This is a genomic window from Antrihabitans stalactiti (assembly GCF_012932915.1).
Taxonomy (GTDB): domain Bacteria; phylum Actinomycetota; class Actinomycetes; order Mycobacteriales; family Mycobacteriaceae; genus Antrihabitans; species Antrihabitans stalactiti.
In genome coordinates this window covers 40,390-55,445 of record NZ_VCQU01000006.1, presented here as the reverse complement: position 1 = coordinate 55,445, position 15,056 = coordinate 40,390, and the positions used below count along the sequence as shown (strand labels likewise).

Annotated in this window: 14 protein-coding genes; 5 read left to right on the top strand and 9 right to left on the bottom strand. The window is 63.6% G+C overall.

Going from position 1 to position 15,056, the window contains the following annotated elements; translation table 11 throughout:
• Window positions 1-220 precede the first annotated feature (220 nt).
• The 5 genes from FGL95_RS17655 to FGL95_RS17635 are packed head-to-tail and all read right to left on the bottom strand — an operon-like array spanning window position 221 to window position 6,110.
• The gene (locus tag FGL95_RS17655) at window positions 221-967 is read right to left on the bottom strand and encodes an oxidoreductase (protein WP_169589227.1); all 747 of its coding nucleotides are present in this window, start codon (window positions 965-967) and stop codon (window positions 221-223) included.
• 25 nt (window positions 968-992) lie between these two features.
• A complete protein-coding gene (locus FGL95_RS17650; protein ID WP_169589225.1) occupies window positions 993-2,657 on the bottom strand; it encodes a dipeptide ABC transporter ATP-binding protein in 1,665 nt (554 codons plus the stop codon).
• Complete coding sequence (locus FGL95_RS17645) at window positions 2,654-3,583, bottom strand: ABC transporter permease (protein ID WP_169589223.1); 930 nt, start codon at window positions 3,581-3,583, stop codon at window positions 2,654-2,656. Before FGL95_RS17645 ends, FGL95_RS17650 begins: the two co-directional genes overlap by 4 nt.
• Complete coding sequence (locus tag FGL95_RS17640) at window positions 3,576-4,502, bottom strand: ABC transporter permease subunit (RefSeq protein WP_169589221.1); 927 nt, start codon at window positions 4,500-4,502, stop codon at window positions 3,576-3,578. The genes FGL95_RS17645 and FGL95_RS17640 overlap by 8 nt, the downstream gene beginning before the upstream one ends.
• Window positions 4,503-4,511: 9 nt before the next feature.
• Window positions 4,512-6,110, bottom strand: a complete 1,599-nt coding sequence (locus tag FGL95_RS17635) for a peptide ABC transporter substrate-binding protein (protein ID WP_338079908.1) — start codon at window positions 6,108-6,110, stop codon at window positions 4,512-4,514.
• Window positions 6,111-6,317: 207 nt separating this feature from the next.
• Here FGL95_RS17635 and acs point away from each other — a divergent pair, with 207 nt between their 5' ends.
• The 4 genes from acs to FGL95_RS17615 all read left to right on the top strand — a co-directional run bounded on the left by acs (window position 6,318) and on the right by FGL95_RS17615 (window position 11,242).
• Window positions 6,318-8,267, top strand: coding sequence for an acetate--CoA ligase (gene acs, locus FGL95_RS17630; RefSeq protein WP_169589219.1), 1,950 nt, complete (start codon window positions 6,318-6,320; stop codon window positions 8,265-8,267).
• A gap of 264 nt (window positions 8,268-8,531) precedes the next feature.
• Window positions 8,532-9,740, top strand: coding sequence for a Na+/H+ antiporter NhaA (nhaA, locus tag FGL95_RS17625; protein ID WP_169589217.1), 1,209 nt, complete (start codon window positions 8,532-8,534; stop codon window positions 9,738-9,740).
• Window positions 9,741-9,854: 114 nt separating this feature from the next.
• Entirely contained in the window at window positions 9,855-10,313 is a 459-nt protein-coding gene (locus tag FGL95_RS17620; protein WP_338079927.1) for a phage holin family protein, read from the top strand.
• Window positions 10,313-11,242 (top strand): alpha/beta fold hydrolase, encoded by a 930-nt coding sequence (locus tag FGL95_RS17615; RefSeq protein ID WP_169589213.1) that lies wholly within the window; start codon window positions 10,313-10,315, stop codon window positions 11,240-11,242. The genes FGL95_RS17620 and FGL95_RS17615 overlap by 1 nt, the downstream gene beginning before the upstream one ends.
• Before the next feature lie 66 nt (window positions 11,243-11,308).
• Here the strand turns inward: FGL95_RS17615 and FGL95_RS17610 are convergent, their stop codons facing one another.
• From FGL95_RS17610 to nth, 4 genes are read right to left on the bottom strand one after another with little or no spacing between them, the layout of a single operon-like run.
• Entirely contained in the window at window positions 11,309-12,526 is a 1,218-nt protein-coding gene (locus FGL95_RS17610) for a MarP family serine protease (protein WP_169589211.1), read from the bottom strand.
• Entirely contained in the window at window positions 12,527-13,279 is a 753-nt protein-coding gene (locus FGL95_RS17605) for an NUDIX hydrolase (RefSeq protein ID WP_169589209.1), read from the bottom strand.
• Window positions 13,276-13,899, bottom strand: a complete 624-nt coding sequence (locus tag FGL95_RS17600; RefSeq protein WP_169589788.1) for a TlpA family protein disulfide reductase — start codon at window positions 13,897-13,899, stop codon at window positions 13,276-13,278. The genes FGL95_RS17605 and FGL95_RS17600 overlap by 4 nt, the downstream gene beginning before the upstream one ends.
• 7 nt (window positions 13,900-13,906) lie before the next feature.
• Window positions 13,907-14,587 (bottom strand): endonuclease III, encoded by a 681-nt coding sequence (nth, locus tag FGL95_RS17595; protein WP_169589786.1) that lies wholly within the window; start codon window positions 14,585-14,587, stop codon window positions 13,907-13,909.
• Between the two features lie 173 nt (window positions 14,588-14,760).
• Between nth and FGL95_RS17590 the strand changes: the two genes are divergently transcribed.
• Window positions 14,761-15,024: a hypothetical protein gene (locus tag FGL95_RS17590; protein WP_169589207.1), complete on the top strand. Its 264-nt coding sequence runs from the start codon at window positions 14,761-14,763 to the stop codon at window positions 15,022-15,024.
• The last annotated feature ends 32 nt before the right edge of the window (window positions 15,025-15,056 follow it).

Here is a 15,056-nt window from a genome sequence, read left to right as displayed (position 1 = left end):
GCAGAAGCGTTGTGGGCCTGCGTGATTCGGGTCTTCGCGGGCGAGGACCTCGCACAGGTTGCGGGGATGAACCAGCGAAGGTCGGATTGACGCCGAGGCCAACCACACAACCCACCTAGCACGCTTGGTAACCGGGTAGTCCTTGTTAGCGGGCGGTGAAGTCGAGCAATCGGCAGCACCGCCCGTTTTTTATGTTCGGGCTGAATCAGCGCCGGAACAGCTACCCGTCAACCGAGTTCGCGATCGACACTGCCTCGCGTGCGCCAGCCTCGAACGCCTCCGAACACAGGTTCAGCCATGCGCCAAGAGCGACCGGATCACCCGAGGCGAAGCCGGCGGCTGCTGCGCTGTATCCGGTCCTGTCTTTCAGCCACGCGACTTCAGGTACACCCAGGTTGTGCGGATCGAGCCCTGACGCCACTGCGACCAGCCTCGACGCTCCACGGGCGACTACGCCGTCGGCAGAACCGAATGGGCGAAGAGCCAATAATTCTCCGTGTACGACCCCCGCAATGACCGGCGCAGGCGCGGAGCCGTCGAGCACGATGTCGGCCAGAAGCGAGAGTCGCTCGGCAATTCCGGGGTCTGCACGTGGCCTTCCGAGCGCTGCATCGCCCTCTGCGAGATCGGCCGCGGCGAGCAAATGCAACCGTGCGAGCGCCTGGAGAGGCGCGCGACGCCAGACACCGACAAGTATCTGCAGCGAATCTCCGTCCAATGCTTGGGCGACCCGCAACGATCCAGCAAGCACCGGGTTCGTCACCTGTCCGTCTGCGGGCAGCTCGGACGGACCGCCATCGATCGCAGCGGATGCGCGCCCAGCTCGCACCGCTGCCTCCGCTGCCGTCGCCTGCCAGCCACGGCGGTTGGCCTTGTGCATGTGCACGGCCGCCAGCGCCTCGCGCGCACGGTCGGCTGCCTCTGCCACGCCCGGCAGCGCGACAAGTGGACCCAAAGGATTGTTCACGGCCGCTGACGCTACCGTCGTCGACTCACAACGCGCGAAGCGCCGCCCTGCCAGGAATCGCATCGAGCAATCTGCGCGTGTAATCCTCCTGCGGATTGTCGAACACCGACACCGTCGACGCAGCCTCCACGACCTGCCCGTTGCTCATCACCACAACGTCGTCCGCGATCTGCCTGACCACGGCGAGATCGTGGGTGATGAAGAGGTATGACAAGCCGAGTTCCGCCTGCAGGTCGTTGAGCAATGTGAGGATCTGCGCTTGGACCAGCACGTCCAATGCAGAGACAGCCTCGTCGCACACGACGAGTTCGGGTTGCAGCGCAAGGGCACGAGCAATCGCGACGCGTTGCCGTTGACCGCCGGACAGTTCGTTGGGATAACGACGCATGACCGTCGATGGCAGCGACACTTTGTCGAGTAGATCCCGGACCGTCGCCTCGCGGGTCTTGCGATCGCCGATTCGGTGTGTGCGCAGTGGCTCCTCGATGGTCCGATAGATCGAATACATCGGGTCCAGCGAGCCGTACGGATTCTGGAAGACCGGCTGGACCTTGCGTCGAAACGCGAACGCCGCTTTGGTGTCGAGCTTCGCGACGTCGGCGCCCTCGAACGTGACCGTCCCCGACGTCGGCTCCAACAGCCCAAGCACCATCTGCGCCACAGTCGACTTCCCAGAGCCGGATTCCCCAACCAGCGCAAGTGTGGTGCCACGTTTGATCGCGAAGCTGACATCGTCGACGGCGGCGAAATCCGTCGACCTCCACGGAGCGCCGCCGCGAATCTTGAACTTCTTTGTCAAGCTCTGCGCAACAACGACGTCCGGGGTGTCGACCTCGGCGACTTGTTGCGCCACCTCGATTGCTTGGTCGCGAATTTCCCTACGCGCCAACACCGAGGACAGCCGCTGCGATGCCAGTGAGGGCGCCGAGCCGACCAATCGCTTCGTGTACTCATGTTGTGGATCCCGCAGAATCTGTTGTGCTGGACCCGATTCGACGACGCTGCCCCGATACATCACGACGACATGTTCGGCGCGCTCGGCGGCGAGGCCTAGATCGTGTGTGATGAGCAGGACCGCGGTGCCGAGTTCGTCGGTCAGCCGATCGAGGTGATCGAGGATCTGGCGCTGCACCGTGACGTCGAGCGCTGAGGTCGGCTCGTCGGCGATCAGCAGCTTGGGTCGGCACGCAAGTCCAATCGCGATCAGCGCGCGCTGCCGCATGCCGCCGGAGAACTCGTGCGGATACTGCTTGACGCGTCGTGGCGCGTCGTTCATCCCCGCTTCGGTGAGCAGTTCGACAGCGCGCTCTTTTGCAGCCTTGCCTTTGGCGACGCCGTTGGCTCGAAGGGTCTCGGCAATTTGAAAACCGACCGTCCACACCGGGTTCAGATTCGTCATCGGATCCTGCGGCACGAACCCGATCTCCTTGCCGCGTACGGCGGCAACGCGCTTGTTCGCCGACAGGTCCTCGCCGTCGAACACGATCGAGCCGGACGTCACCCTGCCGCTGCCCGGCAGCAAATCGATTATGGCGTGTGCGGTAGTCGATTTACCCGACCCGGACTCACCGACGATGGCGACCGTCTGCCCGGGATAGACCGTCAGGTTGACGTCGCAGACCGCCGAGGTCGACGTCCCCTCCGACGAATAGTCGACGTTGAGACCGCGAATCTCCAACAGCGGCTTCACCTTTTCCGCGCCTTCGGATCGAGCGCATCTCGGACGGCGTCGCCGAGCATGATGAAGCTGAGAACCGTAATGGCCAAAGCTGTTGCGGGATAGAACAAGATCGCGGACCGACGGATCTCCTTCTGCCCAGTCGCGATGTCACCGCCCCACGAGACGACCGTTGTCGGGAGCCCGACGCCGAGGTAGGACAATGTTGCTTCGGCGACGATGAATACTCCGAGCGAAATCGTCGTGACGACGATCAGCGGGCCTGCGGCGTTTGGAACCACATGGCGTATCAACGTCCGAAAGCGCGAGACGCCCAGCGCTTTTGCCGCAAGTACATAGTCGCTGCTTTTCGCTTGAATGACCGCTCCCCTCGCGATCCGCGCCGCCTGCGGCCACGAGAACGACGCCAGAATCACGATGACGGTCCAGATCGTTCGGGAATCGAGCAATTGCATCAAGACAATTGCCGCGAGCATCAACGGAAGTGCGAACACGATCTCGGCCACCCGCGAAATGATCGAATCCAGAATGCCGCCGTAGAACCCTGCGAGGGCGCCGAGGGTGCCTCCGATCAGGACGAACAGCGTGGTGGCGCCGACCCCCGCGAACACCGACGCGCGAGCGCCGTAGATCGTACGGGCGTAGACGTCGCACCCTTGCAGATCGAAGCCGAAAGGATGCCCGTCGGTACGCGGCGCCATGCTGTGATCGCCCAGGCAGTAACGCGGATTCAGATCGGTGAACAGACCGGGGAAGGCCACGACGACCGCTATGAACACGAGCAGTGCGGCCGCGACGACGAACAACGGGTTCCGGCGCAGCTGTCGCCACGCGTCGGTCCAGATGCTCGTCGGCTTTCCCGATTCGACGACCCGGTCGGTCGCGAGCACCTCGACCTCGTCGGGTGGTGCGACGAAATACTCCTGCCCCTCAGGCATAGCGAATCCTCGGATCGAGTAGCGCGTACAGCAGATCGACGAGAAGATTCGCCAGCAGGAAGACCACGATGAGGACCGTCACGAAGGACACCACTGTCGGCGGCTCGCCGCGCACGATCGCTTGGTACAACGTGCCGCCGACGCCGGGGATGTTGAAGATTCCCTCGGTGACGATCGCGCCGCCCATCAACGCCCCAAGGTCGGCGCCGAGGAACGTGACGACGGGGATCATCGAGTTCCGCAGCACATGCACGGTCACGACGCGTCGGCGCGACAGTCCTTTCGCCGTTGCGGTACGGACGAAGTCGGCGGACAGGTTCTCTGCCACCGAATTTCGCGTCAACCGCAGCACATAGGCAAACGACAGCGACCCGAGGACGAATGCCGGGACCAGGAGTTCGCCGACAGTCGCTTTCCCGGTCACGGTCACCGGCGCAACCCCCCATTTGATGCCCAGGAAGTACTGCGCGAGAAAGCCCACCACGAAGATCGGGACCGCGATGATGACGAGACTGACGACCAGCAACACCGAATCGAACCACTTGCCTTTGCGCAGGCCCGCGATCAGGCCGAAGACGACGCCGAACACACCCTCGATCGCCACCGCCATCACCGCGAGTTTCATCGTGATCGGGAAGGCTCGGGCCAATTCGTCGCGGACCGGTCGGCCCGAGAACGCCGTGCCGAAGTCGAAGGTCACGATGCCTTTGAGGTACAGCAGATACTGGGTGAAGAACGGCTGGTCCAGGTGATAGCGCGCGCGTAATTGCGCCTCCACGGCCGGCGTCAGCTTTCGCGGACCGGCGAGTGCCGCGATCGGATCACCCGGTATCAGGAAAACCATCGCGTAGATGAGCAGCGTGGCCCCCAGGAAGACGGGGACCATCTGCAGCAGCCGACGGACTATGTACCAGGCCACTGCCCGCTCCTACGCCGGAGCAATATTCTCGTAGTCGAAAAGCCCGTTCCAGGCGAGTCCGGCACGCACCTTCGCCGAAAACCCTGCGGCTGCGATGTAATCGAACACCGGAACGTCGGCCATATCGGCGAGCAGCAAAGTCTGTGCCTGCGCGATGATCTTGTACGACTCCTCGAGCGTCGGCGCGCCTTGAGCCGCCGCGATCAACCGGTCGAATTCGGGATTGTTGTAGCCGATGTCATTGGTTTCAGAGGTGCTGATGTACTGCGCTGTCAAGAATTGCAGCATCGACGGATAGTCGCCCTGCCAGCCGTAACGGAAGGCCTTGCCGATCGTCTTGCCAGAGATTTCGTCGCGAATCTGCTTGAACGTAGGGTAGGAACTGCCGGTGGCTGTGATGCCGAGTGTGTTCTCGATGCTGTGCGCGACCGCCTCGATCCATGCCTGGTGGCCGCCGTCGGCGTTGTAGGCGATCTCGAACGTTCCACTCCACGGCGCGATGGCGTCTGCCTGCGCCCACACTCGCTTGGCCTCCTCCGGGTTGTACGTCAACGCTTCGGTGCCGGGAAGATTGTCGACGAAACCAGGAAGGGTGCGGGACGTGAAGTCGCGGGCAGGCACCCGAGTGCCGTGGAAGATGTTCTGCGCGATCTGTTCTCGGTTGATCGACATGGAGATTGCCTTGCGCCGCAAGACTCCTTCCGCGCCCGCGAAGTGTGCGGTGGTCGGCTGAATTCCGATGTGAGCGTTCTGCGCAGTGGCCTTGGTGATCGCGCGATCGCCGAGATCCTGCTTGTACGTCGACAACGCGTTGTCGGGAATCGTGTCGAGGGTGTCCAGGTTGCCCGCCAGCAAGTCGGCGTACGCCGTCTCGAGCGACTGATACATCTTGAATCGCAGACCCTTGTTCTTCGCGGGTCGGCCGCCCTTGTAGTCCGGATTCGGCACAAGATCGATGGCGGTGTTGTGGTCCCACTTCACGAATTTGTACGGACCGTTTCCGATCGGATTCTCACCGAACGCTTTCATGTCCTTGAACGCCGCCTCCGGCAGCGGATAGAACGGCGCATAGCCGAGGCCCAGCGCGAAATCGATCGACGGCTCTTTCAATTCGATGGTGAAAGTGCGGTCGCCGGTCACCTTCAGTCCGGACATCGTCTGCACCGTCGGATTCTCGGCACTCACCTCGTCGAAGCCGGCGATCTGCCCGAATGCATAGCTCTGCACTTGCGCGTTCGTGCTCAGCGCGCCGTAGTTCCAGGCGTCGACGAACGACTTGGCTGTCACCGCCGAACCATCGGTGAACTTCCAATCCGGCTTGATCGTGACCGTGAAGTTCTTCTGGTCGGTCGTGGTGATGGATTCCGCGACCTCGTCGTGGACGCCACCGTCCGCGTCGTAATAGCGAAGGCCCGCCCACAGCCGGTCGACTACTCGCCCGCCCATATTTTCGTTCGTATTGGACGGCAACAGTGGATGTTGCGGCTCGCCTGCGAAAGTGGTCACGCAGTCCGGGCAGTCGTCGCTTTCGGTCGAGCACGCAGAAAGACCGAGCCCGACGGCAAGAAACGCAGTAGCCGCAATCGCAGTAACTTTTCTGAATCTCACGGTCGACTCCCGCTTGTTGGAATGCGGGAGACATTAGCCACCTGAACGGTCCTTGTCTCGCCTTCCCGGCGGTATGCGGTCTTCAATCGTGACGTGAAGCGTGCGACGCCAGTCACATCGGCTAACGTCGGCCATGGGAATTCCGCTCGGGATGGGGCGAACCGCCGTCTCGACGCGCGAACCGTCGATCCAGGAAGAGGCGCCGCCATGACCGACACCGAGAAATCGGTTCAGGACGCATACCCACCCACCCCCGAGTTCGCGCAGGCTGCCAACGCCGGACCTGAACTCGCCGCCGCTGCAGAGGCCGATCGACTCGGCTTCTGGGCCGACCAAGCAGCGCGACTGCACTGGCACGAGCCGTTCACCGAGGTCCTCGACTGGACCGACGCACCGGTCGCGAAATGGTTCGTCGGCGGCAAGCTCAACGTCGCCTACAACTGCGTCGACCGCCACGTCCTCGACGGTCACGGCGACCAGGTCGCCATCCACTGGGAAGGCGAACCCGGCGACTCACGCGACCTGACCTACAACGACCTGCTCGCCGAAGTCTCCAGGGCCGCAAACTACTTCACCGAACTCGGTCTGGAAGCCGGCGACCGCGTCGCCATCTACATGCCGATGATCCCCGAAGCCATCATCTCGATGCTGGCCTGCGCTCGCCTTGGCCTGACCCACTCGGTCGTCTTCGCCGGCTACTCCCCCTCGGCGCTGCGCAGCCGGGTCGACGACGCCGAAGCCCGCCTCATCGTGACCACCGACGGTCAATGGCGACGTGGCAAATCCGCACCGCTGAAGGAAGCCGTCGACGAGGCGCTCTACGCCCACGGCGACGTCCCGCATTCTGTCGAGCACGTTCTGATCGTGCGCCGTACGAACGTCGAGGTCCCCTGGACCGAAGGCCGTGACGCCTGGTGGCACGAAACGGTGGCCGAGGCTTCACCCGAACACACTGCGGAGGCTTTCGATTCCGAGCATCCGTTGTTCATCCTCTACACCTCGGGCACGACGGGGAAGCCAAAGGGAATCGTCCACACCACGGGCGGCTACCTGACCCAGACCTCCTACACCCACCACTACGTCTTCGACCACAAAGCCGGTCAGGACGTCTACTGGTGCACCGCCGACATCGGCTGGGTCACCGGGCACTCCTACATCGTCTACGGACCGCTCAGCAACCGGACCACCCAAGTCGTCTACGAAGGCACCCCCAATTCACCGAACGAGCATCGCCACTGGGAGATCGTCGAAAAGTACGGCGTCACAATCTATTACACCGCACCCACCTTGGTCCGGACGTTCATGAAGTGGGGCCACGCCATCCCCGAGGCGCACGATCTGTCCTCGATCCGACTGCTCGGCTCGGTCGGCGAACCGATCAACCCGCAAGCGTGGCGCTGGTACCGCAAGTACATCGGTGGCGACAACGTCCCAATCGTCGACACCTGGTGGCAGACCGAAACCGGGGCAATCATGATGAGCCCACTGCCCGGCGTCACCGCTACCAAGCCGGGCGCTGCGATGGGGCCGCTGCCCGGAATTTCGGCGAAGGTCGTCGACGACGACGGCAACGACATCGCTCTCGGTGAGACCGAGGCGGTCGGTTACTTGGTATTGGACCAGCCGTGGCCGTCGATGTTGCGCGGCATCTGGGGTGATTTGGAGCGCTACAAGGCGACGTACTGGGAGAAGTACGCCGAGCAGGGCTGGTACTTCGCTGGTGACGGCGCAAAAGTCGACGAGGACGACGCCTTCTGGGTCCTCGGTCGCGTCGACGACGTCATGAACGTATCCGGGCACCGAATCTCGACCTCGGAAGTCGAGTCCGCGCTGGTCGGGCATCACAGTGTTGCCGAGGCTGCCGTCGTCGGCGCATCGGACGAGATGACCGGGCAGGGCATCGTCGCGTTCGTCATCCTCAAGGCCAGCGCGAAGGGCGGCAGCGATGGCTTGGTGGACGAGCTGAAAGCGGAGGTTTCGCGAGCCATCAGTCCGATCGCGAAACCGCGCGAGATTCACATCGTCCCGGAGCTACCGAAAACTCGCAGCGGCAAGATCATGCGGCGCTTGCTCCGCGACGTTGCGGAAGGTCGCGAACTGGGCGACACATCCACGTTGGTCGATCCGAAGGTATTCGAGGCAATTCGAAGCAGCTAACCCCCTGTGCGTGAGTTTGGCCCCCTGAGGGCCGAACTCACGCACGGTTCGGGTGGCTCACGCGGCTTCGTCGAGCATCTCGACGTCTTCGGACATCGCCATCTGGATGAAGTACTCGGTGAATTCCAAAACGGTCATGGGAACCACTCCTTGTAGAGGTTTGCGTGAGAACAATCTTCGGTTGAATCGCTTTCTTCGATAACCCCCCCGAGGGCTCGGATTACCCACCCCTGCCAGCGGAAATACAACGACCGAGAGGGACCCGTGATCCAGCCGCTCCGCTCTGAGCTGATGCGTTATCTGCGCATCGAAACGGTGGGCGGCGCAATCCTCTTGGTCGCCGCCGCAGCAGCGATAATTTGGGCCAATTCGCCTGTCGCCGATACCTATGCAACGGTCCGCGACACGGTGTTCGGCATCTCCGCGATCCACCTCGACCTCAGCGTCGGCGCATGGGTGCAAGACGGGCTCTTGGCGGTTTTCTTCTTTGTGGCGGGCCTCGAGCTCAAGCGAGAGTTGGTGGTCGGCGAGCTCGCCGACCGAAAGAAGGCGTTACTGCCAGTCATCGCCGCGTGTGGTGGCGTCGTGGTGCCTGCGGTCATCGCCGCAGTGATCGGGTTCGGCGCTCCCGGAATGGACCGCGGTTGGGCGATCCCCGTCGCCACCGACATCGCGTTCGCGCTGGCAGTTCTTGCCATGACCGGATCCAAGATTCCGGCCGGTGCCCGGGTCTTTCTGCTGAGCCTCGCTGTCGTCGACGACCTGCTCGCGATCCTGCTGATCGCGGTGCTGTTCACCGCATCGATCGCCATCGTGTGGCTCGCAGTCTCCGCGGTCTGCTTCGCGACCTACTGGTTTGCCCAGTATCGACGGATAACCACGCCGTTTCTCTACGTCCCGCTGGCGTTGTTCACCTGGTACGCCGTTCATGCGTCGGGCATCCACGCGACAATTGCCGGCGTCGCGCTGGGCCTACTGACCCGAGTGCGCAAGGATCCGGGCGAATACGAGGCGCCCGCGACACGCTTGGAGCACCGCATCCAACCGATCTCCGCGGGTCTGTGCGTTCCGCTGTTTGCGCTGTTCGCGTCGGGTGTGCCGATGAACGGCGAGGTATTCGGCCACCTGTTCACCAACAAGATTTCACTCGCGATCATCGCGGGCCTGCTCGTCGGAAAGACGGTGGGAATCTTCGGAATCAGCTGGCTCGCGATCAAGCTCGGGATCGCGACGCGCCCGAAGAATCTGGTCGGTAGGGACCTGTTCGCACTGTCGGTGCTCGGGGCAATCGGCTTCACCGTTAGCCTTCTCGTAGCAGAACTCGCGCTGACGGGTGCCGGTGACCAGAGTGATGTCGAGATCGCAAAAGCTGCGGTGCTCGTCACGTCTTTAGCCGCATCGCTCATGGGATCGGCGCTACTGTTGCGACGCGGCCGTGTGCACCAGGCGCGTCGTGACGCAATAAAGGAATGACCGGCAGAACCAGGACACCGGAGGGGTCGACAAGTGAGCTTCACGAAGAGCAATAACGGCCGGGACAAGAGCGGTGGACGTCACGCCGCGCCCGATTCTGGAGCTCCGACGACCATTGCCTCGATTCCGCTCTCCGATGTGGAGATTCCCGGCGAGGGAAGCATCGGCGCATTGGTCAAGGACGCGACGACGCAGGTATCGACCCTGGTCCGCGCAGAGGTAGCCCTCGCGAAGGCGGAGGTGACCGGCGAGGTCAAGAAAGCCCTGCAAGGCAGTGTCTTCTTCATCCTGGCGTTGACCGTGCTGCTCTTCAGCTCGTTCTACTTCTTTTTCTTCCTCGCCGAGCTTTTCGACCAGCTGTGGATGTCGCGCTGGCTGGCGTTCCTTCTCGTCTTCCTGCTGATGCTGTTCACCGCGATCCTCTTCGGGCTGCTCGGCTTCCTGCGAGTGCGCAAGATTCGGGCGCCGCAGAAGACGATCGACTCGCTCAAAGACGCGAAGCTCGTGCTGCCCGGCGGAGCCGAACACGGACCGTTCGACGGCAAGCACGCGAGCGGGGCGCTCAACAGCTAGTGGACTATCCGGATCCCTCCACCGTTCGATTCGACGGTCCCTGGACCCACCGTGACGTTCACGCCAACGGTATCCGCTTCCATATCGCGGATACCGGCTCGGCGCAGGCTCCGCTTGTCGTGATGCTGCACGGCTTCTCCGACTTCTGGTGGTCGTGGCGCCACCAGCTGACCGGTTTGGCCGACGCCGGGTACCGGGCGGTCGCTGTGGACCTGCGTGGTTACGGCGATTCGGACAAGCCGCCGCGCGGCTACGACGGCTGGACGCTCGCAGGCGACATCGCTGGATTGATCCGCGCGCTCGGGTATACGAGCGCCACCCTCGTCGGGCATGCCGACGGCGGGTTGGTCTGCTGGGCGACCGCGGTGTTGCATCCGAGGCTCGTGCGGTCCATTGCCTTGGTCAGTTCCCCTCACCCGATCGCACTCAAACGCGGCGTCCTGCGAGACCGTCCGCAGCGGTCCGCGTGGTTGCCGTCGTTCCTGAAGTACCAGCTCCCGCTGCTACCGGAGCGGTCCCTGATCAAGCACGACGGGTTCGAAGTCGAGCGACTGCTGCGCACCAGGTCCGGACCGTTGTGGCCGCGATCGGCCGAATTCACCGACGTAGCAAGGCGAATGCGGTCCGCGATTCAGATTCCCGGCGTCGCGCACTCGGCGCTGGAGTATCAGCGGTGGGCGTTTCGTAGCCAGTGGCGGCCGGACGGTCGCAAGTTCATGGCGAAGATGGACCGCCCGATTTCTATCCCGGTGATCCAGCTGCATGGCGATCACGACCCCTACATCCTGGTCAGCACGCTTGCCCGATGCACGAAATGGGCACCACACAGGCAGCTGTGTGCGATTCCGGGTGCAGGCCACTTCGTTCATCAGGAGCGCGCGGACGAGGTCAATGCCGAACTCGCCCGTTTTGTGGGAGCCCACCCGTAACCCGCTGCTCGTGAGTCTTTTAGGAGTCCAGGGACTCCTAAAAGACTCACGAGGGTTGAGCTGCGACTACACGATGCAGTCGCCGGTTGGGACCGTCTCGGTCAGAGCCGGAGCCTGAGCCAATTGCTGCTCGACCGCACTCTTCGTCAAGACGAAGCCCGTCTCCTTGTCGTCCACTGCCGCGCCGAACACGACGCCGAGCACTCGCTCGTGCTCGTCGACCAGCGGACCACCGGAGTTGCCCTGCCTGATCTGCCCTCGGACCGTGTAGACCTCACGCTCGACGTTGCCGGTGCGATAGATGTTCGGCCCCGAGAGGTCGATTCGCTCGCGGACGCGTGCTGCACTGGCCGTGTACGGGCCGCCACCGGGGTAGCCGAGGACGATCGCGTCGTCACCGGTGTCGGCGAGCTTGTCGGCGAAGCTGAGCACCTTTCCACGCACCTGCTGCCCGTCGACCTCGACCGTGAGATTCGGGACGGCCAGAATCGCGATGTCCACTGTGGGGTCGAACAACACGACCTGTGCGTCCAACGGTCCGTCGGCGGTGTCGACGGTGACTCCCGATGTTCCGGCGAGGACGTGCGCGTTCGTCATGACGCGGTCCTTCGCGACGACGAAACCCGAGCCTTCCAGCGCGCGCTGGCAACTCTGGGCAATGCCTTTGATTCGGACAACACTCTGCTGCAGGTCCCTCGCTACCGGGCTGGACAACACGCTGGCGTCGGGTGGTTCGACCGATGTGATCGGTGTGCGGCGGAACCGCGGGATCACATCGGGCAGTCCGGAGGTGTCGAGAAACGAGCGGAACTCGTTCGGCAGGCCGCGCATCCAGTCGGGAGCGACCTCATCGACCTTGCTCAGCACATTCGAACCACGGACCGCGGCGGCGACCTGCGGCTGCGACGACGCCGTCAACGGGACCGCGAGCAGCCATGCTGCGACGAGTACCGCAACCAACTGCAACGCGGCACCGACCGTGCTGTCCACCGTGCGAGCGACCGGGTTACGCATACTGCTGCGTGCTGCGCGGCCCAGCACCATCCCTGCGACCTCGCCCACGATCACGAGGGTGACGATCAGCAGTACTCCGACCAGAACTCGGCTACGACCTTCGTCGACGTGCTGGAGCACGTGTGGTGCGATGAGGATGCCCGCCACCGCGCCGAGGACGACACCCGTGAACGCCAGCGCGGATGCGACGGCGCCTTGCCGCCACCCGGATGACGCGGCGAGTACGGCGACCAAAACAACGCCGATGTCGAGCCAATTCGATGAGGTCATTCAGTCGGCTCCTCGAAGCGACGGAGAATCCATCTCGGGTGTGCGAGTAAGAGTGTCACCCATACCGGCCGCAGCGAGTGTCGACTCGAGATCACGCACGTCGTTGACGTCCCATTCGACTTCCCAACCCGATACGGCCAGCAGGCCGGCGAGTATGCCGCCCGTGAAGCCCCATACGACGAGCCCGTCCACGGAAAATGCGGGCCCGCGGTAGCCGAGGGGGTGGACTACGACGAACCGGTTCGCGGGGTCGATGAGGGTGCGTAGGGGAACGCGGACCACTCGCTCGGCCTCCTGCGCGTCGACCACGTGCACAGGGCTCGGCGTGCGCCAGTACGCGACGACCGTTGTGACGTCGAACTTCGAAGGCGGGACATAGATGCCAGGCAGGACGCGCAGGAGCTGAACGCCTGCAGGATCGAGGCCCGTCTCTTCCTGGGCCTCACGCAGGGCGGTGGCGACGGGTCCGTCGTCGTCGGGATCTCTGCCGCCACCAGGAAAGGCAACCTGACCGCGGTGTTGCCGCATCGTCGACGCGCGCTGCGTCAGAAGCACATCGGCATCGGCGGGTAAACCGCCCGCTGCGGCGGGATCCGACGCCGGCGACCCGCCGAACAACACGAGTACCGCCGCTTTCCGCGCAGCAGCGTCAGCTTCGGCGAAACGGGAAATGACGGGGTTTGTGCCGTGCGGATCGGACGGCGCGTTGTTCGCGATCTTGTGCAGCCACGGCGGCACGTCGTCGGTGCTCATGCCGCTACTCCTAGATTTGCTTCGACGGCTGCCGCGATCTCGTCCACGCTGGTGAACGGTTTCGCAATCACCTTTGCAATCGTGCCGTCCGGCCTGACCAGGACCGTGATTGGCAGCACGCTCGGCGCGCCGACTGCGGCCCGCACCTTCGCGCCCGCGTCCTGGACGCCGCCGAGCCGGACGCCGAGGTCGGTGAGTCGCGCGAGCGCACGCGTTTGTGACGCATCGGAGTGGACGGTCAGCACGTCGACGCCGGGCGTCTTCGCTGCGTATTCGGCAAGCACGGGCAACTCCTCGGCGCAAGGCGCACACCAGAAGGCCCACAGATTCAGCAATGCCGGCCGCCCCGCGAGGATTCGCCCGAGATCGACGGACCGACCGTTGGCGAGGCACTCGAGCGTGATACCTGCCAACGGTCCCGACGCGGCTTGGTCGCCCGCTGGACAGTCCGCAAGCGCTGCCTCCGTTCGCGCTTGCAGCAGTTGTTCGGGCGATTCCGCGGTGGCAGTAGGGCTCGGCTGGTCAGCGCGGTCGTCGTGCTCGCCGCGAGGCCAGAGGGCAACGACCAACGCGCCGATGACGATGAGGGCAGCGATTCCCCACCGACCCGCGTTGGGCATCGTCATCTCACAGACCGGCCAGTGCGAGCAGGTGATCCGTCTCAGGGCCCTTGACCAGCTTGGCGGCAGTCACGGGATCGGTCGGTCCCAACCCGTAGGACGGGCAGTCTTTCGCCAGGACGCACACGCCGCACGCCGGTTTGCGCGCGTGACACACCCGTCGCCCGTGGAAAATCACCCGGTGCGACAGGATCGTCCATTCTTTGCGTTCGATCAGCTCACCGATCGCATGCTCGACCTTCACGGCGTCTTCTTCGGTGGTCCAACCCCATCGTCGGACGAGCCTGCCGAAGTGGGTGTCGACCGTGATTCCTGGGATATCGAATGCGTTTCCCAAGATGACGTTGGCAGTCTTGCGACCGATTCCTGGGAGCGTCACCAACTCCGCCATGGTGTGCGGCACTTCACCGTCGAAGTTCGCCAACAGCGCCTGACCGAGACCGATCAGCGAGTTCGCCTTGTTCCGGAAGAAGCCGGTCGGCCTGATCATTTCCTCCAGCTCGGCGCGGTCCGCCTCGGCGTAGTCGCGCGCCGTCGAGTACTTCGCGAAAACCGCAGGCGTCGTCTCGTTGACGCGCACGTCGGTGCACTGCGCCGAAAGTATTGTGGCAACGGCCAATTCGAGCGGAGTCGTGAAATCGAGCTCGCAGTAGACATGCGGGAAGGCTTCGCCGAGCTTTCGATTCATCCGCCGGGCCCGCCGCACCAAGCCGAGCTTCGTCTCTTCGCGGTTGCCGCCGGACGAAGAGGTTCCGTTACCGGAAGTGTGAGTCGCAGGCACCTCATAACTGTACGGACCCAGATGAAAAGAATTCGGGCGCCGTGTTCCTTCTGAGACCTTCGCCGTGTTTACTCCTCGGTATGCAAGGACTCGCTGTGGTGCTGTTCCCGGTGTTGCTCATGCTGTTCGCGCTGGCTATGGAGCGCCTGGAGGTCCGCCTCCGGCGCATCACTCACACACAAGGCGACGCCCAGGAATACCTGGACAAGACGATCAACGCCGAGGTAGCTGCAGCAAAGAACAACATGCCCGACGCGCTGGCCCGCTTTCAGCGACTCCGCAATCGCGGAACCGGCCAGCGGACTGCCCGCACCGGTGCCCAGCTGAGCGTTCGAGCCAGCTGAGAGGCCCGCAAAACACCCTCCTGATAACTTTC

Coding starts and splice junctions, on each gene's coding strand:
- FGL95_RS17645 (WP_169589223.1), bottom strand. CDS start 3,583: ATGCCTGAGGGGCAGGAGTATTTCGTCGCACCACCCGACGAGGTCGAG.
- acs (WP_169589219.1), top strand. CDS start 6,318: ATGACCGACACCGAGAAATCGGTTCAGGACGCATACCCACCCACCCCC.
- FGL95_RS17610 (WP_169589211.1), bottom strand. CDS start 12,526: ATGACCTCATCGAATTGGCTCGACATCGGCGTTGTTTTGGTCGCCGTA.
- FGL95_RS17605 (WP_169589209.1), bottom strand. CDS start 13,279: ATGAGCACCGACGACGTGCCGCCGTGGCTGCACAAGATCGCGAACAAC.
- FGL95_RS17600 (WP_169589788.1), bottom strand. CDS start 13,899: ATGCCCAACGCGGGTCGGTGGGGAATCGCTGCCCTCATCGTCATCGGC.
- nth (WP_169589786.1), bottom strand. CDS start 14,587: ATGAATCGAAAGCTCGGCGAAGCCTTCCCGCATGTCTACTGCGAGCTC.
- FGL95_RS17590 (WP_169589207.1), top strand. CDS start 14,761: ATGCAAGGACTCGCTGTGGTGCTGTTCCCGGTGTTGCTCATGCTGTTC.